This is a genomic window from Streptomyces sp. NPDC002306, from assembly GCF_053593435.1.
This window is the reverse complement of sequence record NZ_JBSFCK010000013.1, coordinates 176,032-198,639: the sequence shown is the minus strand read 5'-3', so window position 1 is coordinate 198,639 and position 22,608 is coordinate 176,032. Positions and strand designations below refer to the sequence as shown.

The following is a 22,608-nucleotide window of genomic DNA, read 5'->3' as shown; positions in this document are numbered from 1 at the left end:
GCTCGCCCCGCCGCTGATCTCCACCCAGGAGACGTTCGACGAGATCGAGCAGATCCTGCGCGCGACGCTGACGGAGGCGTGGACGAAGCTGTGACCCCGCTCGTCGATCTTCCTTTGGGATGATCAACACCGGCCCCGGAGTCGACCGTTCGAGTGAGAAACGGCGACCCGGGGCCGCGTGCTGTCCGGCCTCCCGCCGTCGCCTGCCTAGCGTGCCAGTGACCGATCGGCCCTGCCTTCGTTCCCCCGGACGGGGGATCGGCACGGGAATTACGGATCTGAACCGAGGTGTACGCCCATGGAGGCCCCGCCGGACAACGACGTGCTCTGGGCACGCTCCTTGCACTTCACGCACGACGACGGCTCGCCCGCGCTCGCCGGTGTCTCGCTCGGCGTGCGCGAGGGCGAGATCCTCGCCGTCAGCGGCCCGCGCGGCAGCGGCAAGACCACGCTGCTGCGCTGCCTGGCCGGCCTGGTGCCGGCCAGGCACGGCGAGGTGTGGTTCAACAGCGTCCCGGTGCACACCATGGGCCCCATCGCCCGGGAGCGGCTGCGGCGCGACCGCTTCGGCTGGATCGACCCGGCGCCGGTGCTCGTCCCGGAGCTGAACGTCTGGGAGAACGCCGCGCTCCCCTTGATGCTGCGCGGCACCAGCCGCCGCCGGGCCAAGGTGGCCGCCCTGGAGTGGCTGGAGCGCCTCGACATCGGCGACAAGGCCCGCAAGCGTCCGCACGAACTGCGCCAGGCCGAGCGCCAGCGGGTGTCGATCGCGCGGGCCCTCGCCCCCGCGCCGACGGTCCTGTTCGCGGACGAGCCGACGGCCCCCCTGCACCGGGCCGACCGCGGCCAGGTCCTGCGCACCCTGACCACGGCGGCCCGTTCGCACGGCATCACCGTCGTCCTGGCCACGCACGACGCGGAGACCGCCGCCCTCGCCGACCGCAGGGTGTCGCTGCTCGACGGGCGGCGCGTGAACACCGTGCATCTGCCGCCGGTCGCGGAGGCCGAGACGGAAGGCCGGCCCGCGTGCTCGCTCTCCGCCTGACCCGCGTCGCCCACCCGGCCGTCCAGCTGCGCCGCCTGCTGGTGGCGGCGGCATCGGCGGGCACGGGCTTCCTGCTGTTGTCCACCCTCGGCTACGCGATGAGCCACCCGGGCACGCCCCCGGCCTCGCTGCTGCTGCGCCTGGCCTGGTGCGCGGTGCCGCTGGCCGCCACGGTCTACCTCGCGGAGGCCGTCGCGCGCACCGACCCGGCCATCCGGCCGCGGCCCGGTCTCTCCGCGATCGGCCTCGGCCCGGCCCGCCTGATGGCGATCTCGGCGACGACCACGGCCCTGTCCTGCACGCTGGGCTCGATGCTGGCGCTCCTGTTCTTCCTGCATCTGCGCGGTGACCTCTCGGGCCTGCCCTTCGACGGCGCGGCGGCGCAGTTCCTGGCCGCGGACACCCCCCTCCCGCTCCCCGCCGCCCTCACCCTCCTGGGCCTCACCCCCGTCGTCGCCTCGGCCACCACGGCCCTCGTCCTGCGCCCGAAGGACCCCCGTCCCCTTCCGGCCCGGGGCTACGGCCGCTTCGGCGCGTACAGCCGCACCGGCGCGCGGGAGACGTTCGGGGCGTACGGCAGATTCGGCTCCCGCTGGCGGGTCAGGGAGCCGGACCGGACCGGCCGTCCCGCGGGCGGTCACGCCGACGGCACGGCGACCGTCCCGCCGAACAACGACGGCCCGCTGCGGGCACCGGGCGGCACGGCCACCCTCACGGCCTCGGCGGACGGCGCCCCGTACGGCCAGGACGGCCAGGACGCCGAGTACGCCGAGGAGCACGCGCGCGACGTCGATCCGCACCGCCCGCCCGCCCCCCGTCCCGCTCCCGCAGCCCTCCCCTGGGGCGTGGCCGTCCTCGCCGCGGGCCTCGCCGTGGAGACGTACGCGAGCCGGTCCACCGCCACCAGCGGCCCGCCGCTGCCCGCCGGCCTGGCCGACAGCCCCGCCGGCGTGCTGGCGGGCTGGCTCCTGACCGCCCTCGGCCTCGCCCTGGCCGGCCCCGGCCTCACCCACTTCTGCGGGCTCCTGCTCCAGGCGGGCGGCCCCGGTGTCCGGCGTCTGCTGGCGGGCCGCGTCCTGATGGACGAGGCGTCCCGCATCGGCCGCCCCCTGGGCGTGGTCTGCGCCGTGCTGTCGGCGACGTACGCCACCGCCTCGCTGCACGAACCCGGCGGCAGGGCGTTCGGCCCGCTGACCACCCTCGGCGTCCTGCTGGTGCTGGGCTGCACGCTGGGAGTGCTCCTCACCGCGGCCGTGGAGGCGCGCCAGGCCCGCTCCGACACCACCGCCGCGCTGCTGCGCCTCGGCGCCCCGGTCACGATGCTCCGCGGCGCCGCCGCGCTGCGGGCCGGCGCGCTGGTGGCCCTGTTCGGCCCGCTCACCCTGGTCGTCGCGGAGCTGGCGGCCCTTCCGCTGGCCCACCGATGAGTTTCCCGAGGCCTCCCGGTCTACCCGTCGCACATCATGAACCGATGCCCGATCCGACGCCTCAGGGAGACCCCTCATGTACCAGCAGATGATCTTCGTGAACCTGCCCGTGAACGACCTCGACGCGTCGAAGAAGTTCTTCACCGAGCTCGGCTACACGATCAACCCGCAGTTCAGTGATGACAACGCGGCCTCCGTGGTGATCAGCGACACCATCGTGGCGATGCTGCTGACCAAGCCGTTCTACGCGACCTTCACCGAGAAGGAGATCGCGGACGCCACGAAGACCAGCGAGGTCCTCGTCGCGCTGAGCGCCCCGAGCCGCGAGAAGGTCGACGAACTGGTCGACAAGGCGCTCGCCTCGGGCGGCACGACCAGCGGCCGGACGCAGGACCACGGCTTCATGTACGGCCGCGCCTTCGACGACCTCGACGGCCACACCTGGGAGGTCGTCTGGATGGACCCCTCGGCGGTGCAGGGCTGATCCCCGGCGCCGGACGGCCGCCCCTAGCATGGGCGGGTGCATCCGACACCCGCCCGGCCTGGCCGGCCCCTCGACGGCTCCCACGACCATGAGATCGAGTCCCTCGCCGAGTTCGACGAGGTCCTCTCCGCCCACGGCACGCTGTCCCACCACCGCGTCCAGTCCGTCGACCTGACGGACCGTACGGACGCACTGCTGTCCGTGGACTGCGCGGGTGCCGTCTTCCTCGGCTGCCCGATGGCCCCGGAAGCGGCCGCGCGGGTGCGTGCCGCCGGCGCCCTCGTCTTCCCGCCCGTCCCGGGCCTGCCCTTCGACCCGTACCGCGGTTTCGTCTACACCCCGGACGAGCTGTTCGACTCCCTCGCCGAGGGCTACGAGACGACACCGGACGCCCTGGCGTACGCCTGGTTCCAGCGGACGAAGTCGGACGGCGACATCTTCGCCTCGCTGCTGCGTTCGGTCCACGACGACGCCGTCTCCGACGCCCTCGACGAACTCCTGCTCGACGCCCCGGTGGTGGGCGTCATGGGCGGCCACGCCATGGCGCGCGGCACCGAGGAGTACGCCGGTGCCGCGCGGCTCGGCCGGGAACTGACGCGGGCCGGCCTCACGGTGGCCACGGGCGGCGGACCCGGCGCGATGGAGGCCGCCAACCTCGGCGCGTACGCCGCTCCGTTCGCCGACGGGATGCTCACCGAGGCGCTGCGGCTCCTGGCCAAGTCCCCCTCCTTCCGGCCCTCCGTCACCGACTGGGCGCGCGCCGCCTTCGAGGTGCGCGACCGCTGGCCGGGCGGGGGCGCCTCGGTCGGCATCCCGACCTGGTTCTACGGCCACGAGCCGCCCAACGCGTTCGCCGCGCACATCGCCAAGTACTTCGCCAACGCCACCCGCGAGGACGGACTGCTGGCCCGCTCCACCGCGGGCGTCGTGTTCCTGCCGGGCGCCGCGGGGACGGTTCAGGAAATCTTCGACAACGCGACACCGAACTATTACGAGTCACGCGGTGAACCCACACCGATGGTGCTCGTGGACCGGGTGCACTGGACGGAGAAACTGCCCACGTGGCCGCTCCTCCAGGCGCTCGCGCGGGAGCGGTCGATGGAGTCCCGAATAGCCCTGGTTGACCGGATCGAGCAGGCTCCGGAGGCGCTGAAACGTCTCGGCGGGTAATGGATCGGCAAAGTCCGGGTCCTCGATAGGCATATGCATTGACACTCCTTACGGAGCACTTATAGACCTGTGAGTCATCTGGGGGTGGTGAGATCCGCCTCGAAGTCGGTTCATCCTCCCCTCAGCCCCCCGCAGTTGTGCTCCCCGTGAAGGGCAAACGTGTCCATATCCCGCCGTACCGCACGTCGTTCCGTGCGCATTCTCGGTGTCGCCTCCGCTTCGGCCGCGCTCGCGCTCGGCGTCGCGGGTACCGCGCTCGCCTGCAACATCAGTGAGTTCTCCGCCGAAGCCAAGTGCGACGGCACCAAGGGCGTCATCACCGTCACCGACAAGGACTTCTCCGGGACCCCGGCCGTCGTCTCCGTGTTCCTCGAGAACAACGGCGCCGACGTGAAGAAGATCGGTGAGCAGGAAGTCAAGGGCTCGCGCGAAGGCGTCACCCTCACCTTCGCCGAGGACTGGGCTCCCAACGCCGTCTACCGCATCCACGTCAAGGCCGGCAAGCAGGTCGACGAGGACATCAAGGGGAACCTGACCACCCCGGCCACGGCCTGCAAGACCGAGGACACCTCGACGCCGCCGGCCACGCCGCCCGCGTCGGAGACCCCCTCGGCCCCGGCCGAGTCCGAGACCCCGGCCCCCTCGGAGTCGGAGACCACCGCCCCGGCCGAGGCGGCGAGCAACGCGCCGTCCCCCGCGGTCGGTGACTCCAACCTCGCCGAGACCGGTGCGAACTCCAACACCGGCATGATCGCCGGCATCGCCGGCGCCCTGGTCGTCGTCGGCGGAGGTGCCGTGTTCTTCGGCATGCGCCGTCGTGGGGCCGGCAACAACCGCTGACCCCTCCTGGCGTACCGCGTACGCGTGAGTGGCCCGTCCCCCACCGGGACGGGCCACTCGCATGTCGGCCGAACACCGCCCGCGCTCAACGCACTTCAGCCGTACGTCGCCCGCAGCCCTCGCACTTCAGCCGAACGTCGCCCGCGCCAGCCAGAACTCCAACAGCTCCCGCTCGCCCAGGATCTCCAACCCGGGGCTGTCCAGGGGCAGTCGGCGGTAGAAGGCGAGCAGCACGTCGGTGAGCGGGCCGCGCAGGACGACCGTCGCCTCCTCGCGGCCGCGCCGCCAGCCGACTCCGTCCTCGGTGAGCTCGACGAGCCAGCCGGCGTTCAACCCGGGCGCACTGTCCGTCGCGTGCAGACCGATGCCGCGGACACCGGGCCCGCGCAGGTCGTCCGCCACCCGCTCCGGCGAGGTGCGCCACATGTACGTCACGATCTCCAGCCACTCGTCGATCGCGTCGGCGGCCACCTCGGGCGCGACCTCGTAGGGCAGCCCGGCGGCCAGGGTCGCGTCCGCGCGGTGAACGGTGATCTCGTGGGCCATCCGGCGGGCCCAGAAACCGGAGTCGTGGATCCCGGCCCAGCCCCACACCGTCGTGTCCGGGCCGGCCCGGCCGAGCGTGTCGACGAGCAGGTCGCCGCTCTCCTTCAGCCAGGCGTCCAGGGCCGCGGGGTCACCCTCGGCGTCCGGTCCGCCGACGCCCGGCACGTCCTCCTCCGGGATGTCGTGCGGCGCCCTGGTGCGCACGATCAGCTCCACCCAGCGCAGGGCGCCGCCCATGTGCCGGACCAGTTGCTCCAGCGTCCAGTCGGGGCAGGTCGGCACGGCGGTGCGAAGGTCGGCACCGGAGGTCACCACCGCTCTCGACCGGCGCACCTGGTCGGCGATCTCGGCGCAGTAGCGATCATGGGCGAGTCTGGCCATGGACACGACCCTAGAGACGGACCGTCAGCCGAGCACGGCAATTTCCGCCGCGTCGAACTCCACGCCGACCTCGGCCCCCACCTCGGGCGCCGCCCGCAGCGCGCACGCCGCCTCCAGGCCCGGCGCGTCCCGCGGCTGAAGGCGCACGGCGACATGGGTGCCCTTGAAGGTGCGCGCGGTCACCGTGCAGCGCAGACCCACGTCGGCCGGCATCAGGCGCACACCGGCCGGGCGGACCAGCAGGGTGCGCGCCCCCTGCGATGCCCCCTCGCCGACCGGGACCTTGCCCCAGGGGGTGTCCGCGACCTCCCCGGCGACCGTCGCCTCCACCACGTTGTCGAAGCCGAGGAACCGCGCCACGAAGGCGTCCGCCGGCCGCTGCCACACCTCCAGCGGCGTACCGGACTGCGCGATCCGCCCGTCCCGCATCACCACGACCCGGTCGGCGAGCGCGAAGGCCTCGCCCTGGTCGTGGGTGACCGCCAGCACCGTGGTGCCCAACCGGCCGAACAGTTGGCGCAGTTCCACCACCAGCCGCTCGCGCAGCGACCGGTCGAGCTGGCCCAGCGGCTCGTCCAGCATCAGCAGCCGCGGCCGGGGCGCGAGCGCCCGGGCCAGTGCCACCCGCTGCTGCTCACCGCCGGACAGCCCGGCGACGGCCCGGCGCGCGGCCCCCGGCAGGCCGACGAGTTCCAGCAACTCCGCCACTCCGGCTTCCTGTTCACCGCGCGACGCGCCGTGCATCCGCGGCCCGAAGGCCACGTTGCCGCCCACGTCCCGCTGCGGGAACAGCTGGTGGTCCTGGAACATCAGACCGACGCCCCGCCGGTGCGCGGGCACCCCCCGCTGGTCACGTCCCGCCAGCAGCACCCGCCCGTCGTGCAGGGGCTGCAGCCCGGCCACCACCCGCAGCAGCGTCGACTTCCCGCTCCCGCTGGGCCCGAGCACACAGACGACCTCGTGCTCGGCGACGTCCAGGTCGACGGCGTCGAGCACGGCCCGGCCGCCGAACCGCACGGTCGCGCCGGCGAGACTCAGCAACATCAGAACTCCCCTGTCCGGTCCGTGCCCCGAAGCCCCTCCAGCACCAACAGGGCCCCGGCGCACACCAGCATCAGAATCGTCGAAAGGGCCATCGCCTGGCCGTAGTTCAGTTCGCCGGCCCGGCCGAGCAGTCGCGCGACCGCGACCGGCAGCGTCGGGTTGTCGGGCCGCGCGATGAACACGGTCGCCCCGAACTCCCCCAGCGACACGGCGAACGCGAACCCGGCCGCGATCAGCAGCGCCCGCCGCACCAGCGGCAGGTCGACCTCGCGCCACACCCGCCACGGGGACGCCCCCAGCACGGCCGCCGCCTCCCGCAGCCGCCCGTCCACGGCCCGCAGCACCGGCAGCATGGTCCGCACCACGAAGGGGACGCCCACCAGCGCCTGCGCGAGCGGCACGAGGATCCAGGAGGAGCGCAGGTCCAGCGGCGGCTTGTCGAGCGCGATCAGGAACCCGAAGCCGACCGTCACCGCGGAGACCCCGAGCGGCAGCATCAGCAGCGCGTCGAAGCCGCGCACCAGCCGCCCGGCGTCGCGCCGGGTCAGGGCCGCGGCGGCGAGACCTCCGATCACCAGGGCGATGGCCGTGGCGGCGAGGGCGTACGTCAGCGAATTGCCGACGGCGTCGATCGGCGGCACCAGGAAGACGCCCCCGTCGGACGACGTCAGGGCCCGGTAGTAGCCGAGGCCGGGGGTGTCCAGCGACCGCTGCACCAGCACGGCGAGCGGCAGCAGGATCAGCACCAGGACGGTGGCGAGGACCCCGGCCAGCAGCGTCCACTGCCCGGCTCCGCGCGGCCGGCGTGCCGTCCCGGCCGCGTCCACCAGCCGCAGGGCGGTCTCCCTGCGCCGTACCGTCCAGGCGTGCACGGCGAGGATCGCGCCCACCGCCGCGAACTGGACGATCGTGAGCACGGCGGCCGTGGCCAGATCGAAGATCTCGGAGGTCTGCCGGTAGATCTCCACTTCGAGGGTGGAGAAGGTCGGACCGCCCAGGATCTGCACGACGCCGAAGGAGGTGAAGGTGAACAGGAAGACCATGAGCGCGGCGGCGGCCACGGCGGGCCCGAGCGCCGGCAGGGTGACGGTGCGCCAGGCGGTGAACCGGGAGGCGCCCAGCACCCGTGCCGCCTCCTCCTGGCGCGGGTCGAGCTGCGCCCACAGGCCGCCGACCGTCCGTACGACGACCGCGTAGTTGAAGAAGACGTGCGCGAGCAGGATCGCCCACACCGTGGTGTCCAGCCGTACGCCCCACAGCTCGTCGAGCAGCCCGCCGCGCCCGACCAGCGCCAGGAACGCCGTCCCGACGACGACCGTGGGCAGCACGAACGGGACGGTCACGACGGCCCGCAGGAGCCGCTTGCCCGGGAAGTCGAAGCGGGCGAGGACGTAGGCCCCCGGAAGCGCGACGAGCAGGGTGAGCGCGGTGGAAGCGAGCGCCTGCCAGGTGGTGAACCACAGCACGTGCCGGATGTCGGACTGCGCGAGCACGTCCCCGATCCGCCCGAACTGCCAGGTCCCGTCGGCCTTCAGACCGCGGGCGACGATCGCGGCGACCGGGTAGGCGAAGAAGACGCCGAAGAACGCGACGGGCAGGGCCAGGAGGCCGAGCCGCACCGCGTTCCCCTTCCGGCCCGCGCGAGGCGCTACTTCAGTACGAGCGAGGTCCACGACTTGACCCACTGGTCACGGTTGGCGGCGATCCGGTCCGGCGCCATGGTCTCGGGGTCCTTGGCGGCGGGCCCGTACGCGGTGAACTCGGCCGGCACCTTCGCGTCCGCGACCACGGGGTAGACGAACATGTTCAGCGGCATGTCCTCCTGGAACTCCTTCGAGACCAGGAAGTCGATGAACGCCTTGCCGCCCGCGGTGTTCCTCGCGTTGCTCAGCAGCCCCGCGAACTCGATCTGCCGGAAGCAGGTGCCCTGCGCGACACCCGTCGGCGCGGTCGTGGGCTTCGGCTCGGCGTAGATCACCTCGGCGGGCGGCGAGGAGGCGTACGACACGACGAGCGGCCGGTCGCCCTTGGCCTTCGTGCCGCCCGCGGAACCGGAGAACTCCTGGTTGTACGCCTGCTCCCAGCCGTCGACCACCTTCACGCCGTTGGCCTTCAGCTTCTTCCAGTAGTCCGGCCACGCGTCGTCGCCGTACTTCGCGGCCGAGCCGAGCAGGAAGCCGAGGCCGGGCGAGGAGGTGGCGGCGTTCTCGGTGACGAGGAGGTTCTTGTACGCCGGCTCGGTCAGGTCGTCGAGGGTGGCCGGCGGGGTCAGCTTGTGCGCGCTGAACCAGGCCTTGTCGTAGTTGACGCAGATGTCGCCGTAGTCGACCGGTGTGACCCGGTGCTTGCCCTGGTCGAGCTGGTACCCGGCCCCGACCCGGCCCAGGCCCTTGGCCTCGTACGACTGGAACAGCCCGTTGTCGAGGGCCCGGGACAGCAGCGTGTTGTCGACGCCGAAGAAGACGTCGCCCTGCGGGTTGTCCTTGGTGAGGATCGCCTTGTTGACGGCCTGGCCCGCGTCCCCGTCCTCGAGGACCTTGACCTTGTACCCGGACCGCTTCTCGAATTCCGCGAGCACGTTCTTCGAGACGGCCCACGAGTTGTGGCTGACGAGGGTGACGGTCTTGGAGTCCTTCGCGCCCTCGTCGGCGGACGACCCGCAGGCGGACAGCGTGACCAGGCCGAGCCCGATCGCCGCGGCCACGAACGTCTTGGTGTGCACTTGATTCCTCCTGGAGGTGACCAGGAAGAGACGCGGCCCCGCCCGGGGCCGTCGGACGGATCCGCCGGCTCCCGGGCAGGGCGCAACAGCTTGAGTGATGACCGAACTTCCTACCCAGAATGACCTGGGCGAGGTTCAGAGGGTCTGCGGCCCGATTGCCGCACTCTCAGCGCTGTGGCGCTCCCCTGTCGGAATATGAAGATGTGTACCGCTCAAGAATACCGGCCGTGGCCGGAATGCCTACCGCTCGGTCGCGGCCAGCTGGCCGCACGCGCCGTCGATCTCCTGCCCACGGGTGTCCCGGACGGTGACCGGCACCCCGTGCGACGCGATGGCCTCGACGAACGCCTTCTCGTCCTCGGGACGGGAGGCGGTCCACTTCGAACCCGGCGTCGGGTTCAGCGGGATCAGGTTGACGTGCACGGGCTTGCCCCTGAGCAGCCGGCCGAGCCGGTCACCGCGCCAGGCCTGATCGTTGATGTCCCGGATGAGCGCGTACTCGATGGACAGCCGGCGGCCGGACTTCTCCACGTAGTCGAACCCGGCGTCGAGGACCTCGCGCACCTTCCACCGCGTGTTCACGGGGACCAGCGTGTCGCGCAGCTCGTCGTCGGGCGCGTGCAGCGAGATCGCCAGCCGGCACTTGAAGCCCTCGTCGGCGAACCGGTGGATGGCGGGCACCAGCCCGACCGTCGACACCGTGATGCCGCGCTGGGACAGGCCGAGTCCGTCCGGCGCGGGGTCGGTGAGCGCCCGGACGGCTCCCACGACCCGCTTGTAGTTGGCGAGCGGCTCGCCCATGCCCATGAAGACGATGTTCGACAGCCGGGCCGGCCCGCCGGGCACCTCGCCGTCGCGCAGGGCGCGCATCCCGTCGACGATCTGGTGCACGATCTCCGCGGTCGACAGGTTGCGGTCCAGTCCGGCCTGCCCGGTGGCGCAGAACGGGCAGTTCATCCCGCAGCCGGCCTGCGAGCTGATGCACATGGTCACCCGGTCCGGGTAGCGCATCAGCACGGACTCGACGAGCGTCCCGTCGAACAGCCGCCACAGCGTCTTGCGCGTGGTGCCCTCGTCGGTCGACAGATGCCGCACGACCGTCATGAGCTCCGGAAGCAGCGCCTCCTGGAGCTTGCCGCGCGAACCGGCGGGGATGTCGGTCCACTCCGCCGGGTCGTGCGCGTACCGCGCGAAGTAGTGCTGCGAGAGCTGCTTGGCGCGAAACGGCTTCTCACCGATCTCGGCCACGGCTTCCTTGCGCTCTGCGGGCGTGAGGTCGGCGAGATGCCGCGGCGGCTTCTTGGCTCCGCGCGGGGCGACGAAAGTGAGTTCTCCGGGTGCAGGCATAACACCTTCAGTGTGGCAGATCATCTGCGGGTCCCCAGGCCAGAGAGGGGTGGGGGTGGTCACCCCTGGGCGGCCTCTGTCAGCTTCTGTCGACCTCTCACGGCCCAGGGACGGCCCAGGAATGATCTTGGAAGAGGCCCCTGACCGGCCACGAACGGGGCGGGGAAGAGTCGAGGGCGGTCGCGGGGCATCAACACCCGCGACCGCCCCCGATTTACTGACGATCAACGATTGATCGGAATCTCGTAGACGATCTCGCAGTGAGCGACGGGCACCACAATGTCCGCCGTCTCGACGGGCCGTCCGTCGTCGCTGTAGTAGGTCCGCCGGATGTGCGTGACCAGCGCGGCCTTCTGAATGCCGAGCAGCGACGCCTCCTCGGCTGTCGCCGTCCGCGGTTCCGGCTGCTCCACGGCGTGGCTGATGGTGATGCCGATCGCGGCCATCCGCTTCACGACACCGGCTCCGGCGTGCGGGCCTCCTTCGGGGAGGACGACGAGAGTGCCGGCCGTGAGGTCGTACGGCTCCCAGCTCGTCGACAGCTGCACCGGCCTGCCGTCGGCCAGGAACTCGTACGCCGTCCGCACGCACAGCTCGCCCTCGCCGATCCCAAGCCGCGCGGCGATGTCGGCGGGCGCCGGCACCTTGGCGTCGGTCCGGCTCTCCCAGTCCCCCGCCCTGCCGATATCCCTCATGTCGGCCCGGAACGGCGACCCGTCGCGCCGCTCCCGCGCCGCCGACCGCACCACCCGCACCCGCTGCCGGGGTTCGGCGACGTAGGTACCGGATCCGGCGCGCCCCTCCAGCAACCCCTGAGAGATCAGCAGCTCCTGCGCCCGGCGGACCACGTTCTCGCCCACTCCGCACTCCTGGCCGATCTGGGTGCGAGAGGGCAGACGGTCACCCGGCTCCCATACATGCTCCGCAATCCGGCGCCGGAGTTCGTCGGCGATGCGGAGATAGGGCGGCTGCTCAGGCATATGGAAAATCTAGTCCACTAGCCTTAATCTAGTTAACTAGCTTCACTGAAAGTGATCGCTGGTGACGGAGGCTGTCCTGTGCCCGCTTCGGGAGTTAGCGCGGCGGCCATCGCCGCCCGGCTGTCCGCCCTCGGGCTTCCCACGCGAGTGGAGGAACACCGTCGTCACACGTCGGTCGAAGCGGAGGTGCCGGACGGGCTCTCCGCCGAGGCATGGCGGGAGGTCCTGGACGTGGTGGCCGAGGCCGATCGGTTCGGACTCCTCGCCACCAGCTTGAACGGCCGCACCCTCTGGGCGGTCGTACGCAGAACGGTCCCCACGACGGGCGATGTCGGGGGACCGAGCTATCAGCGATAGGAGCTGAACAGCATGCGCAACCGTATCCGCCGAGCCGTCGCCCTCACCAGGGCGCGGTACTCGTCGTCGCACTCCCCCAAGGGCAGGCACCGCCACGACTTAACGGCCGTCCACCCGCCGACCGCTTCCGCTTTCTCGGCGCCCGCTGACGCGTTGACGGTCATCCTGGGTCGGGCCTCCATCGACGCGGATCACCGTCCCTCGCTCGCGGCTGATGACGTCGCGCTCGTCCGCCCGTACTTGCTGGCCTGGGAGGAGCGCGTCCGGACGCGCCCGGTGGTCGTCGCTCCCCATCTGCCGATCCATGCATGGCCGGCCCTCGCGGGGATCCACTGATGCCCTCGATGTCCTCAAAGCCGTCTCGCCGACATCTCCGCATCACGGACGCCCCGGCCGCTCCCTACCGCTCGACCGCCTGCCGCATCGGCACGCACCCTGCCTGCGCGGAGTCCTCCCCGGCCTCGGCGCCAGCCGGCCTTCCTGTGATCTACGAAGCGTGCGACTGCCCATGCCACCCGACAGCCGACCGAACCTCTCCCTCGGAGGTGGAGCGATGAACCCATGGGCTCCCGGCGGCGCGCTGGTCGGCAGCGTCGAGGTCACCGCGGCCACTGTGCAGCGTGGCGACGTCATCCAACTCGGCGGTCGGGCCTGCCGGGTGAGAGACCTCTTCCAGCTCCCCCAAGGGGCCAAGCAACTGGTCTTCGAGTCCGGCGAGCTGCTGACCATCCATGCACGCACCCGGCTCCTCGCCGTACGGTCGCTGAGAAGGCGGTGACCGGGTCCGTGCCTTCTCGCCATCACGACATCGCCGACCGCCTCCGCCGCCAGATCACGACCGGCCGCATCCAGCCCGGTGAACGCCTTCCGTCCGAAACCGACCTGGCCGACCGGTACAACGTCAGCACGCTGACTCTGCGCAGCGCCCTCGCCGCACTACAAGGGGAAGGCCTCGTCGAGAAGATCCACGGCAAGGGCAACTTCGCACGCCGCCCCCTTCGCAAGATCATGTACGTCGGCGGCTGGGGAACCCTGGACCCGTGGACCGCTACTGAAGCCGCTCTGCGTGTCACCGTTCGCACCACCGCGGTTCCAGCGCACGGACATCTCACGGCCTTGCTCAACGTGCCCATGGGCAGTCCCGTCGTCGAGGTCTCGTGCGTCAGCTTCGAAGAAGCGTCACCGCACGGGCTGGCCCGCATCTACATCCCGCGCGACCTGGTGCCGGCGGGAGTACTCGACGACGAATCCGCGTACGGGGAAGAGATCAAGAGATTCGCCATTCTCGGTCTTCGCCAACTGCCATCCGCGAGACGGTGTGCGCCCGTCCAGCGACACCGGACGAAGCATCGGCCCTTCGGCTCGGCTCCACCGGGCCTCCTCGCCATCACGCGAACCGCGACCGACTCCGCTGGACGTGTTGTCGAGGCCGCGCTGCTGGCCTTCCCGGGTGACCGCATCGACGCGGTCTTCACCACCCACCACGTGATCGACGAGAGGTAGACGCAAGGATGACGGCACAAGACGAACTGCGACTCCTCCCGTGGTCGGGCCCCGGCGGAAACCCCTGCTACTTGAGCACCGACGACCGGGACGGCTTCATGTCCCGCCTGGCGGACAACATCGAATCGGTCCAACTCGGCACGGCCGCCGAACTCCTGGAGCGTGCCTCCGAAACGCTCAACGATCAGGACGCGGCCCCGGAGGAAAAGCACCGGCTGGCGAAGGAACTGACCGGAGCCCTACGAGACGTCCTCCGCGTCGCGATCAGCCGCGGTCACCTACTGGCGGTGAAGGAACCACACGGCATCTGAAGACACGCCCGCACAACGGCACCTGCCGATGACGCTCCTCCCTTCTACACGGGGAGGGGACCCCGAAGACCAACCCGGGCTCCCCTCCCCGTCGCGCTGTGCCAGGCCCGCCGTATACGCGTCACACCAAGGCAGATAGAAACCCTTATGGAGAAATTACCCCATTCGAGTGAATGATGACTTCTCGACACTCGCGAGGCCTTATAACTCTCATATGGCAGATTTCCTAAAGATCACAACCATTGCGGCTAGCGTCGTTACAGTCGGTACGGCCGTGAGCAGCTGGCTCACGGACCTGCCCTCGATGCGGCCGGTGGCCGTAGGTGCTTGCGGTGTCGCACTGATCACGTGGACATACAGGGCTCTCTCGCCGATTGGGCTTAGCGACCACACAAAGCAGGCGCTAATCGGCTCCTTAGTCGCCCTGACAGGCACCTGGGCAGCTCTCTCCTGGCCGGGCTTCATGAACCTTGGGGGCGGCCAGGCATCGACCGATGCAAAAGCTGCGGAAAGCTTCAAAGATCCGCTCAAAATGGCAGAAAAGGCTGCAAAACAGCTGAAGCGCGACATTCAACCTGGTCCGAACTCTGACGTTGGCACATGCGCGACAGTGAAGGGAGAAGGCCAGATTCCCGAGGGTTACCAGATTTGGGTAGGCAATCTCAATGACGCTGCAGGTCAGCCATCGACCGGTGCGATCTTTAACCTGCAGCGTGCCACTGCAAAGCAAGGCGGATGGGGAACCGACTCCTTCAATGTCGGCGCCCCTAATCGCACGGGCCCGCGTTGGCTTCACGTGTATCTACTGCCCGAAGCTGCTGGCAATATCATCGAGAGTCGCCGAATCGCCGGGGTTGAGAAGTTGCCCGCCATGGATCTCAATGGTCCGATGGAAGGCGCAGCTATGATTGCGGAAATCCGCGTCCAGCGGACAACCGCTCACACATGCCCTTGGGAAAAGGACTGACGTTCCAGACCCAAGGGCTGTTGCCCATGTTCGGCGGCATGGCATAAATACTCCATCCCGCGTTGTCACTAATTCAATAGTTCGCCCGGTCGGTCAGTCCGGCCCCACCAAACGTGCCGCCCGATGCGCTTCCGCCGAGGCCGGCAGCCCTTTGGATGGAGGAGGAACTGCCGACCTTCGGTTGGCTGACGCCAGGGCAGGCCGGGGCCTCTAAGGACGGGAGCAACCTAGAGTGCGCGACCTCTTCGTCCCGAACTCTCGGCGGGAAGGTCTTTGAGGGTTCTTGGGCTGCTCAATCGGCCGTGGACGGCTTTTGAGGTACCGCCTCGGTCGCTGAGGTTGCTGTACTTCCGTGCTGTACAGCTTCGGCTGGCGGGCAGTGGCGAGGTTGTTACGGCTGGCTAGCGTGCTCGGGTGGGTGTCGCCCAGGATTTACTCGCACTGGGCGAGGGTGGCCTCGTACAGCGGGATGGCCCGTCCCAGATCCCCTGCCGACCGGTAGGCGGCGGCGAGGTTGTTGCGGCTTTGCAGGGTATCGGGGTGGCTGTCGCCCAGGACCTGGTCACGCTGGGCGAGGGTGGCCTCCAGCAGCGGGATGGCCCGGCCCAGGTCCCGCACCGACTCGTATGCGAAGGCGAGGTTGTTGCGGCTGACCTGCGGCAGAGTGGTGTGGGGCTCTGCCCGCAACCCGGGTCAGTCCCCGCACGATCTGGCCCGCGAATGGCACGGTCCCTCCGCCTCGAACGTTCCTTGGCGGAGCTTGACGCCAAACGCACCCAACAACGACCGTCTACGGCACGCCCGCCAGTTCTCAGCTAGCTGCCGCTACTACGCATGGACGTGTATCTGTGGGATGCGGGTGCAGGCATAACTCTTCCAGTGTGGCAGATCAACTCGGATGGCCCAGGCCGGAGCGGGGTGGGGGTGGTCACCCGGGAGCGCCGATCGCCGACGTCGGTCGATCTCGTACGGCCCGGGGACGGCCCGGCGTAGCGGGTTCAGGGGAATTCCGCGCGATTCGGGGGAATCGCGGGGTTCGGGGGAATTACAGGGAAGGGGACCGTCAGGCGCCGGACCGGGCCGTCAGCCGGTCTCAATGATCATGTCGACCAGGGTCGTGGCCGTGGCCCGCAGCCGGGACGGATCCCGGTACACGCTCTCGATGACGACGTTGCCGCGCGTCAAGGTGACCAGGAGCCTCGCCGCCTCGGCCGGGGGCACCGCCAGCAGGCCCGCGGTCTCGTCCCTGGAGAGCCGCTCGGTCAGGACGCGTTCCAGGCCGTCCAGCAGGCCGCGCAGCGCCGCCCTGATGGACTCCGTTCCGGCCCGGGTGTCGGTGGCCGTCCTCGTCGACAGACAGCCGCGGGCGGGGGTGCCGACCGTGAGGGACGCGATGGTGAAGTCGAAGAAGTCCAGCAGCCCCTGTCGCAGGTCAGGGTGCGCGAGGCGCGTCGCGGCGGCGGCGAGGAAGGCGTCTTCGTAGTCCTTGAAGACGCGCAGGAACAGCGTCTCCTTGTCGCGATACGCGTGGTAGAGCGAACCGCGCTGTACGCCGGTCGCGAGCGCCAGGTCCGCCATCGAGGTGGCGCCGTAGCCCTGACGCCAGAAGACGTCCAGGACCTGCTCCAGTGTCTGCTTCTCATCGAACTGACGTCGCCCTGCCACGTCCTCACGCTAGCCATCTTTGACGCAGTCGTCAAAGTTTGCGACGCTGTCAAACATGACGGGTATGTCAAAGATGACGAGGGCGTCGTAAGGCGCACGCCCGCTCTTCTCGGGGGCAGGCCCGCCCCCACACATCGATGCGCTGATCAGCGCGGCCAAGGAGTGACCCCATGCCCCGCAGGCGAGTACTCATCACCGGCGCGTCCAAAGGCATCGGCCGCGCCCTTGCCGAACAGCTGGCGGAAGAAGGCCATGCCCCGGTGGGCATCGCCCGCAGCGCGCCGCGGTCCTTCCCGGGCGAGTTCTACGCCGCCGACCTCGCCGACCGCGCGGTCACCGATCAGGTCCTGGGCGAGATCCTGGGCGCGGGACCGGTCGACGCCGTGGTCAACAACGTGGGTCAGGTGCGACCCGCGCCGCTCGGACAGGTCGTCCTCTCCGACCTCGACGCGGTGCTCGACATGAACGTGCGCACCGCGGTCCAGATCGTCCAGGCGGTCCTGCCCGGCATGCTCGATCGGTCCTGGGGCCGTGTGGTGAACGTGACCAGCCTGGTCACCCTGGGGCTGCCCGATCGCACCTCCTACGGCGCGGCCAAGGCCGCCAACGAGTTCCTGACGCGCGGCTGGGCCGGAGAACTCGCCGGACACGGGATCACCGTCAACGCCGTCGCCCCGGGCCCCACCGAGACCGAGCTGTTCCGGGAGACCAACCCGCCGGGGTCGGCCTCGGCCGCCCGCTACCTGGCGAGTGTCCCCATGGGAAGGTTCGGGCGCCCGGACGAACTCGCGGCCGCCATCGCCTTCCTGCTCTCCGAGCGGGCGGGCTTCATCACCGGCCAGGTCCTGCGCGTCGACGGCGGTGCGAGCATCGGCCGCAACAGCGCCTGAGACCGACGGACACGACGGCTCGTACCGGCTTTGTACCGACTCGTACCGGCTCGCGGGCCGTGCGCTCCCCGGGAGTCCGTCGTCAGCGGCGGCCGGGATCCAGCGAGTCCCCGCCGCCCGAGTCAGCCATGACGAGAGCACCGTCAAAGCCCAGGTGGCCCATGCGGCCAGACGGCTAGCCATCACAAGAGCACCGTCAAAACGGCCGGCAGTCCAGGCCGCTCAGCCGCCCGTCGCCAGCGCGTCGCGCACCGCGGCGATCTCGCGCTCCAGCTCGCGGTAGTGATCGGTGACCTTGTGCTCGGGCGTGGGGGTGACGCGGCCCTCGTCGAGTGCGCTCAGCCGGTCGCCGAGGGCGGCGAGCGTCGCCTGCCGGCCGAACCAGCCGGATGCGCCCCGCGCCGCCGCCAGCTCGTCCCGCGCGGCGCGATGGGCGGAGTGGATCCGTTCGCGGAGCGGGACGAGGTCGTCGCGCAGCCGCTCGGTCGTCCGGCGCAGTTCGCCCACGGACTCGATGGCCTCGACGAACGGCTCCCCGGCCGCCGCCATCTCCTGGGCCTGTTCGACGAGCTCCTCCAGCGAGGGCATGATCGCGTCGAGGTCGTCCGGATCCTTGCCGACGAGGAGCGCACGGGTCTCGGTGTAGCGCTCCGACATCCCGTCCACGTCCGCGAGGACCCGCGCCGCCGCGTCCGTCTGCTCCCGTATCGCGTCGGCGGGCAGTCCGTCCCCGCGGCCGAGCAGCACGGCGATCTCCGCCAGCTCCCGCGCGAGCGCCTCCCGCAGTTCCAGGAGCGCCTGATGGGCCCGGTCCGCCCCTTCCACGGTCGACCGGAAGCTCTCCGTGAGCCCTTCGACCGCCTCCCGCGCCTCCTGCTCGCGCCTGGCCCGCCTACGCCCCCACATAGCGCTCCACCCCTCCCGCACCACGGATCACGGCGTCGTGATCATAGGGGCGGAAGGGGTGGTTCCGAAGAGCTGTGGAGCAGCGCGGCCGGCCTGGGAGCCGTTAGCCGGACCCCACGAAGATGACCAGCAGCAGCCACACCACGGGAGCCGTCGGCAGCAGCGAGTCCAGCCGGTCCATGATGCCCCCGTGCCCGGGAAGCAGCGTGCCCATGTCCTTGATGCCCAGGTCCCGCTTGATCATGGACTCGCCGAGGTCGCCGAGTGTCGCGCTGGCGGCCACCGCGAGGCCCAGCAGCAGGCCCTGCCACCACTGGCCGTCGTCGATCAGGAACTGCATGCACAGCGCGCCCGCGACCATGGCGAACGACACCGCGCCCAACAGCCCCTCACGGGTCTTGCCGGGGCTGATGCGCGGAGCCAGCTTGTGCTTGCCGAAGCGCCACCCGACGGCGTACGCGCCCGTGTCGCTGACCACCGTCAGCAGCAGGAACGTCATCACACGCCAGGCGCCGTCGTGCGCCGTCAGCATCATGGCCACGAACGTGGCCAGGAACGGGACGTAGAACGCGGCGAAGACTCCCGCCGTGACGTCCTTGAGATAGCCCTCCGGCGGCTCCGTCATCCGCCAGACGAGCACGGCCAGCGCGGTGAGCGCCATGGCGACCCACGCGCCCTCCGCCCCGCTGACATAGCCGGCGACGACCATCGCCGCGCCGCCGAGTGCCAGCGGCACCAGGGGCGCCTTGATGCCCTTGCGCTCGTGGAGCCGACTGGTCAGCTCCCACAGGCCGACGACCACGGCGACCGCCACCACGCCGACGAACACGGCCTTGACGACGAACAGGGACGCGATGATCACCGCGCCGAGTCCGGCGCCGACGCCTATGGCCGCGCCCAGGTCACGGCCCGCGCTCTTCTTCTGCGGTGCGGGCGCCGGCTGAGGGGCGTCGGGCATGGGCTCCGGATTCTGCGGCACCGCCGCATGGGGCTGCGCCGACGGGGTCTCGTCGCGGTACGGCTGCTCTCGATACGACTGATCGCGATACTGCTGATCGCGGAACGACTGTTCGCGATACCGCTGATCGAGATACTGCTGATCGCGGAGCGGCTGTTCTCCGACCGGTTCATCGCGGAACAAGTCGTTCCGGTACGGCTCGTCGCGGAACGGCTCGTCCCCGAACAAGGGGCCGCCCGGCCGAGCGGCCCCCCGGTCGTCATCCTGGTCTCCGCCATGGGCGGGTGGGCCGGGCACGATGGGCATGGGGCGAGTGTGCTGCGCCTCAGGCGCATCGTACGCGGGACCCGCCGGGGCAGCCCCCTGGACAGGCCCCTGGTCGGACGGCCCCCAGTACCCGGCTTGTGGCGGCGCTCCCCAGGATGAGTCGTTCATCAGACCTCGAGCAGCTCAGCTTCCTTGTGCTTCAGGAGCTCGTCCACCTGGGCGACGTACTTCGCGGTGGTGTCGTCGAGCTCCTTCTCCGCACGGCGGACCTCGTCCTCGCCGGACTCCTTGTCCTTGACGAGCTTGTCGAGGGCGTCCTTCGCCTTGCGGCGCACGGAACGGATCGAGACCTTGGCGTCCTCGCCCTTGGTCCGCGCGACCTTGATGTAGTCCTTGCGGCGCTCTTCCGTCAGCTCGGGGAAGGTCACCCGGATGATGTTGCCGTCGTTGCTGGGGTTGACGCCCAGGTCGGAGTCGCGGATCGCCTGCTCGATGTTGCGCAGCGCGCTCTTGTCGAACGGCGTCACCACGGCCATGCGCGGCTCCGGCACCGAGAACGAGGCCAGCTGGTTGATCGGCGTCAGCGCGCCGTAGTAGTCGGCCACGATCTTGTTGAACATCGCCGGGTGCGCACGGCCGGTGCGGATCGCGGCGAAGTCCTCCTTGGCGACCACGACGGCCTTCTCCATCTTCTCCTCGGCCTCGAGGAGGGTCTCTTCGATCACCACTTGCTCCTGCGTGTCTTGAGTAGGCCCGGCCACGGTTCCCTGTCGGGGCCGGTGACCGGCTGCGTCGCGTCTTCTTCCTGCACGGTTCCCGACCGGCAGGACATTGTCCATCCCCCGACCAGGGTCCGTCCCGTCCGTCCCGCGGACGGGTTTCGTCCCCGGGGACGAGGTGGTGCTCCGGTCAGTTCCGGCTGTCCTGGTCACCCACAAGCGTGCCGATCTTCTCACCCTTGACGGCGCGCGCGATATTGCCCTCCGCCAGAAGCTCGAAGACCAGGATCGGCAGCTTGTTGTCGCGGCACAGCGTGACGGCGGTGGCGTCGGCGACCTTCAGCTCGCGGGTGATGACCTCGCCGTAGCCGAGGGCGTCGAACTTGACCGCGTCCGGGTTGGTCTTCGGGTCGGAGTCGTAGACCCCGTCCACGCCGTTCTTGCCCATCAGCAGCGCCTCGGCGTCGATCTCCAGGGCGCGCTGCGCGGCGGTGGTGTCGGTGGAGAAGTACGGCATGCCCATACCGGCACCGAAGATGACCACACGGCCCTTCTCCAGGTGCCGCACGGCACGCAGCGGGATGTACGGCTCGGCGACCTGGCCCATGGTGATGGCGGTCTGGACCCGGCTGTCGATGCCTTCCTTCTCCAGGAAGTCCTGGAGGGCGAGGCAGTTCATCACGGTGCCGAGCATGCCCATGTAGTCGGAGCGCGCGCGGTCCATGCCACGCTGCTGGAGTTCGGCGCCGCGGAAGAAGTTGCCGCCGCCGATGACGACCGCGATCTGCGCCCCGTCGCGGACGACGGCGGCGATCTCACGGGCGATCTTGTGCACCACGTCGGGGTCCACACCCAGGCCCCCGCCACCGGCGAAAGCCTCTCCGGACAGCTTCAGCAGAAACCGGCCGCCTACTTTGCCGTCGTCGCTCGTCTGGGCCTTGGTGGTCATGGAGATCCCGCCTCTTTCACGTGGTGCACATACGAAGAAGGCCACTGCCGGTGGGGTGTCGTTCGCAACCCGTGCGCGGCAATGGCCTCCTCGTCAGATCTGCTGTCGTCCGTCACGCGCGCGCGTGACGACGCCGTACGCGGACGACTGCTGTCGACCCTAGCGAAGTTCCGCCGGGAGTCGCGCGCCGATCGCGGTACGGACTCAGATGCCGACCTTGATGCGCGTGAAGCGCTTCAGGGCGACACCCGCCTCGTCCAGAACCTTCTGGACCGACTTCTTGTTGTCGAGCGCGTACGGCTGGCCGAGCAGCGTGGCGTCCTTGAAGAAGCCGTTGAGGCGACCGTCGACGATCTTGGCGATCGCGGCCTCGGGCTTGCCCTCGGCGCGGGTGGTCTCCTCGGCGATGCGACGCTCGGACTCGATGACCTCGGCCGGGACGTCCTCCTGGGCGAGGTACTTCGGCGCGAAGGCAGCGATGTGCTGGGCGACACCGCGGGCGACCTCGGCGTTCGGCTTGTCCAGCTCGACGAGGACACCGATCTGCGGGGGCAGGTCGGGCATCGTGCGGTGCATGTACGCCGCCACGTAGCCGTCGGTGAACTGCGCGAAGCGGTCCAGGACGATCTTCTCGCCCAGGTTGGCGTTGGCCTCGTCCACGAACGCCTGGACGGTCTTGCCGGCCTCGATCTCGGACGCGAGCAGCGCGTCGATGTCGGCCGGGGAGGTCTTGGCGACGTGCTCGGCGATGGCGGCGGCCACGGCCTGGAACTTCTCGCCCTTGGCGACGAAGTCCGTCTCGCACTTCAGCTCGACGAGGACGCCGGAGGAGTTGTCGTCGGCGATGATCGAGACCACGGCGCCGTTCTCGGCGGAGCGGCCCTCGCGCTTGGCGACGCCCTTCTGGCCCTTGATACGGAGCGCTTCGACGGCCTTGTCGACGTTGCCCTCGGCCTCGTCCAGCGCCTTCTTGCAGTCCATCATGCCGGCGCCGGTGAGCTCACGGAGCTTCTTGACGTCGGCGGCGGTGTAGTTCGCCATGATTCCTGGAATCTCTCTCGAAGTCTGAAGATCTACGGGCCGAACGGCGGGGGCTTTGTGCCCCCGCCGTCCAGTAAACCCGAAGGGGT

General features: G+C 70.2%; 24 protein-coding genes and 1 pseudogene. 12 read left to right on the top strand and 13 right to left on the bottom strand.

Features of this window, described 5'->3' with window-relative positions:
* Nucleotides 1–298: 298 nt before the first annotated feature.
* The 5 genes from ACWCQK_RS25355 to ACWCQK_RS25335 all read left to right on the top strand — a co-directional run bounded on the left by ACWCQK_RS25355 (nt 299) and on the right by ACWCQK_RS25335 (nt 4,966).
* A complete protein-coding gene (locus ACWCQK_RS25355; RefSeq protein WP_451158544.1) occupies nt 299–1,045 on the top strand; it encodes an ABC transporter ATP-binding protein in 747 nt (248 codons plus the stop codon).
* Entirely contained in the window at nt 1,027–2,472 is a 1,446-nt protein-coding gene (locus ACWCQK_RS25350) for a hypothetical protein (protein ID WP_451158542.1), read from the top strand. The genes ACWCQK_RS25355 and ACWCQK_RS25350 overlap by 19 nt, the downstream gene beginning before the upstream one ends.
* Nucleotides 2,473–2,548: 76 nt before the next feature.
* Entirely contained in the window at nt 2,549–2,956 is a 408-nt protein-coding gene (locus ACWCQK_RS25345) for a VOC family protein (RefSeq protein ID WP_451158540.1), read from the top strand.
* 36 nt (nt 2,957–2,992) lie between these two features.
* Nucleotides 2,993–4,126, top strand: coding sequence for an LOG family protein (locus ACWCQK_RS25340; protein WP_451158538.1), 1,134 nt, complete (start codon nt 2,993–2,995; stop codon nt 4,124–4,126).
* Between the two features lie 192 nt (nt 4,127–4,318).
* The gene (locus ACWCQK_RS25335) at nt 4,319–4,966 is read left to right on the top strand and encodes an LAETG motif-containing sortase-dependent surface protein (protein ID WP_451158536.1); all 648 of its coding nucleotides are present in this window, start codon (nt 4,319–4,321) and stop codon (nt 4,964–4,966) included.
* A 126-nt stretch (nt 4,967–5,092) separates the two neighbouring features.
* On the opposite strand, the gene ACWCQK_RS25330 is transcribed toward ACWCQK_RS25335, so the two are convergent.
* The 6 genes from ACWCQK_RS25330 to ACWCQK_RS25305 form a co-directional block, all read right to left on the bottom strand.
* Nucleotides 5,093–5,893, bottom strand: a complete 801-nt coding sequence (locus tag ACWCQK_RS25330) for a maleylpyruvate isomerase family mycothiol-dependent enzyme (RefSeq protein ID WP_451158534.1) — start codon at nt 5,891–5,893, stop codon at nt 5,093–5,095.
* Between the two features lie 24 nt (nt 5,894–5,917).
* The gene (locus tag ACWCQK_RS25325) at nt 5,918–6,937 is read right to left on the bottom strand and encodes an ABC transporter ATP-binding protein (RefSeq protein WP_451158532.1); all 1,020 of its coding nucleotides are present in this window, start codon (nt 6,935–6,937) and stop codon (nt 5,918–5,920) included.
* Entirely contained in the window at nt 6,937–8,610 is a 1,674-nt protein-coding gene (locus tag ACWCQK_RS25320) for an ABC transporter permease (protein WP_451158530.1), read from the bottom strand. Before ACWCQK_RS25320 ends, ACWCQK_RS25325 begins: the two co-directional genes overlap by 1 nt.
* Nucleotides 8,586–9,659, bottom strand: coding sequence for a thiamine ABC transporter substrate-binding protein (locus ACWCQK_RS25315; protein WP_451158528.1), 1,074 nt, complete (start codon nt 9,657–9,659; stop codon nt 8,586–8,588). Before ACWCQK_RS25315 ends, ACWCQK_RS25320 begins: the two co-directional genes overlap by 25 nt.
* A 240-nt stretch (nt 9,660–9,899) precedes the next feature.
* Nucleotides 9,900–11,006, bottom strand: a complete 1,107-nt coding sequence (gene rlmN / locus ACWCQK_RS25310; protein WP_451158526.1) for a 23S rRNA (adenine(2503)-C(2))-methyltransferase RlmN — start codon at nt 11,004–11,006, stop codon at nt 9,900–9,902.
* A 224-nt stretch (nt 11,007–11,230) separates the two neighbouring features.
* Nucleotides 11,231–11,986: a GntR family transcriptional regulator gene (locus tag ACWCQK_RS25305; RefSeq protein WP_451158524.1), complete on the bottom strand. Its 756-nt coding sequence runs from the start codon at nt 11,984–11,986 to the stop codon at nt 11,231–11,233.
* A 78-nt stretch (nt 11,987–12,064) separates the two neighbouring features.
* On the opposite strand from ACWCQK_RS25305, the gene ACWCQK_RS25300 reads away from it, so the two are divergent.
* The 6 genes and pseudogenes from ACWCQK_RS25300 to ACWCQK_RS25275 all read left to right on the top strand — a co-directional run bounded on the left by ACWCQK_RS25300 (nt 12,065) and on the right by ACWCQK_RS25275 (nt 15,124).
* The gene (locus tag ACWCQK_RS25300; RefSeq protein ID WP_451158522.1) at nt 12,065–12,343 is read left to right on the top strand and encodes a hypothetical protein; all 279 of its coding nucleotides are present in this window, start codon (nt 12,065–12,067) and stop codon (nt 12,341–12,343) included.
* Nucleotides 12,344–12,355: 12 nt separating this feature from the next.
* On the top strand, nt 12,356–12,679 hold the full coding sequence (locus tag ACWCQK_RS25295; protein ID WP_451158520.1) for a hypothetical protein: 324 nt from the start codon (nt 12,356–12,358) through the stop codon (nt 12,677–12,679).
* Between the two features lie 217 nt (nt 12,680–12,896).
* On the top strand, nt 12,897–13,121 hold the full coding sequence (locus tag ACWCQK_RS25290; protein ID WP_451158518.1) for a hypothetical protein: 225 nt from the start codon (nt 12,897–12,899) through the stop codon (nt 13,119–13,121).
* Nucleotides 13,118–13,846 (top strand): annotated as a pseudogene (locus ACWCQK_RS25285) (GntR family transcriptional regulator). Before ACWCQK_RS25290 ends, ACWCQK_RS25285 begins: the two are co-directional and overlap by 4 nt.
* An 8-nt stretch (nt 13,847–13,854) precedes the next feature.
* Nucleotides 13,855–14,157 carry a hypothetical protein gene (locus ACWCQK_RS25280; protein WP_451158516.1) on the top strand — a complete coding sequence of 101 codons (303 nt, stop codon included), beginning with the start codon at nt 13,855–13,857 and terminating at the stop codon, nt 14,155–14,157.
* Nucleotides 14,158–14,431: 274 nt separating this feature from the next.
* Nucleotides 14,432–15,124 carry a hypothetical protein gene (locus ACWCQK_RS25275; RefSeq protein WP_451158514.1) on the top strand — a complete coding sequence of 231 codons (693 nt, stop codon included), beginning with the start codon at nt 14,432–14,434 and terminating at the stop codon, nt 15,122–15,124.
* A 432-nt stretch (nt 15,125–15,556) separates the two neighbouring features.
* On the opposite strand, the gene ACWCQK_RS25270 is transcribed toward ACWCQK_RS25275, so the two are convergent.
* Entirely contained in the window at nt 15,557–15,811 is a 255-nt protein-coding gene (locus tag ACWCQK_RS25270; RefSeq protein WP_451158512.1) for a tetratricopeptide repeat protein, read from the bottom strand.
* A 396-nt stretch (nt 15,812–16,207) separates the two neighbouring features.
* Nucleotides 16,208–16,789, bottom strand: a complete 582-nt coding sequence (locus tag ACWCQK_RS25265; protein WP_451158510.1) for a TetR/AcrR family transcriptional regulator — start codon at nt 16,787–16,789, stop codon at nt 16,208–16,210.
* Nucleotides 16,790–16,959: 170 nt separating this feature from the next.
* Between ACWCQK_RS25265 and ACWCQK_RS25260 the strand changes: the two genes are divergently transcribed.
* A complete protein-coding gene (locus ACWCQK_RS25260) occupies nt 16,960–17,679 on the top strand; it encodes an SDR family oxidoreductase (RefSeq protein ID WP_451158508.1) in 720 nt (239 codons plus the stop codon).
* 222 nt (nt 17,680–17,901) lie between these two features.
* On the opposite strand, the gene ACWCQK_RS25255 is transcribed toward ACWCQK_RS25260, so the two are convergent.
* The 5 genes from ACWCQK_RS25255 to tsf form a co-directional block, all read right to left on the bottom strand.
* The gene (locus tag ACWCQK_RS25255; RefSeq protein WP_451158506.1) at nt 17,902–18,585 is read right to left on the bottom strand and encodes a hypothetical protein; all 684 of its coding nucleotides are present in this window, start codon (nt 18,583–18,585) and stop codon (nt 17,902–17,904) included.
* Nucleotides 18,586–18,688: 103 nt separating this feature from the next.
* Nucleotides 18,689–19,978 carry a phosphatidate cytidylyltransferase gene (locus ACWCQK_RS25250; RefSeq protein ID WP_451158504.1) on the bottom strand — a complete coding sequence of 430 codons (1,290 nt, stop codon included), beginning with the start codon at nt 19,976–19,978 and terminating at the stop codon, nt 18,689–18,691.
* A complete protein-coding gene (frr, locus tag ACWCQK_RS25245) occupies nt 19,978–20,535 on the bottom strand; it encodes a ribosome recycling factor (protein WP_451158502.1) in 558 nt (185 codons plus the stop codon). The genes ACWCQK_RS25250 and frr overlap by 1 nt, the downstream gene beginning before the upstream one ends.
* 184 nt (nt 20,536–20,719) lie before the next feature.
* The gene (pyrH, locus tag ACWCQK_RS25240) at nt 20,720–21,478 is read right to left on the bottom strand and encodes a UMP kinase (protein ID WP_451158500.1); all 759 of its coding nucleotides are present in this window, start codon (nt 21,476–21,478) and stop codon (nt 20,720–20,722) included.
* A gap of 204 nt (nt 21,479–21,682) precedes the next feature.
* Nucleotides 21,683–22,519 (bottom strand): translation elongation factor Ts, encoded by an 837-nt coding sequence (gene tsf / locus ACWCQK_RS25235; RefSeq protein WP_451158498.1) that lies wholly within the window; start codon nt 22,517–22,519, stop codon nt 21,683–21,685.
* Between the last annotated feature and the right edge of the window lie 89 nt (nt 22,520–22,608).

What these genes read in the sequence shown, in the direction of transcription:
- ACWCQK_RS25355 (WP_451158544.1), top strand. Translation starts at nt 299, where the DNA reads ATGGAGGCCCCGCCGGACAACGACGTGCTCTGGGCACGCTCCTTGCAC.
- ACWCQK_RS25345 (WP_451158540.1), top strand. Translation starts at nt 2,549, where the DNA reads ATGTACCAGCAGATGATCTTCGTGAACCTGCCCGTGAACGACCTCGAC.
- ACWCQK_RS25330 (WP_451158534.1), bottom strand. Translation starts at nt 5,893, where the DNA reads ATGGCCAGACTCGCCCATGATCGCTACTGCGCCGAGATCGCCGACCAG.
- ACWCQK_RS25325 (WP_451158532.1), bottom strand. Translation starts at nt 6,937, where the DNA reads ATGTTGCTGAGTCTCGCCGGCGCGACCGTGCGGTTCGGCGGCCGGGCC.
- rlmN (WP_451158526.1), bottom strand. Translation starts at nt 11,006, where the DNA reads ATGCCTGCACCCGGAGAACTCACTTTCGTCGCCCCGCGCGGAGCCAAG.
- ACWCQK_RS25305 (WP_451158524.1), bottom strand. Translation starts at nt 11,986, where the DNA reads ATGCCTGAGCAGCCGCCCTATCTCCGCATCGCCGACGAACTCCGGCGC.
- ACWCQK_RS25295 (WP_451158520.1), top strand. Translation starts at nt 12,356, where the DNA reads ATGCGCAACCGTATCCGCCGAGCCGTCGCCCTCACCAGGGCGCGGTAC.
- ACWCQK_RS25290 (WP_451158518.1), top strand. Translation starts at nt 12,897, where the DNA reads ATGAACCCATGGGCTCCCGGCGGCGCGCTGGTCGGCAGCGTCGAGGTC.
- ACWCQK_RS25280 (WP_451158516.1), top strand. Translation starts at nt 13,855, where the DNA reads ATGACGGCACAAGACGAACTGCGACTCCTCCCGTGGTCGGGCCCCGGC.
- ACWCQK_RS25260 (WP_451158508.1), top strand. Translation starts at nt 16,960, where the DNA reads ATGCCCCGCAGGCGAGTACTCATCACCGGCGCGTCCAAAGGCATCGGC.
- ACWCQK_RS25255 (WP_451158506.1), bottom strand. Translation starts at nt 18,585, where the DNA reads ATGTGGGGGCGTAGGCGGGCCAGGCGCGAGCAGGAGGCGCGGGAGGCG.
- ACWCQK_RS25250 (WP_451158504.1), bottom strand. Translation starts at nt 19,978, where the DNA reads ATGAACGACTCATCCTGGGGAGCGCCGCCACAAGCCGGGTACTGGGGG.
- pyrH (WP_451158500.1), bottom strand. Translation starts at nt 21,478, where the DNA reads ATGACCACCAAGGCCCAGACGAGCGACGACGGCAAAGTAGGCGGCCGG.
- tsf (WP_451158498.1), bottom strand. Translation starts at nt 22,519, where the DNA reads ATGGCGAACTACACCGCCGCCGACGTCAAGAAGCTCCGTGAGCTCACC.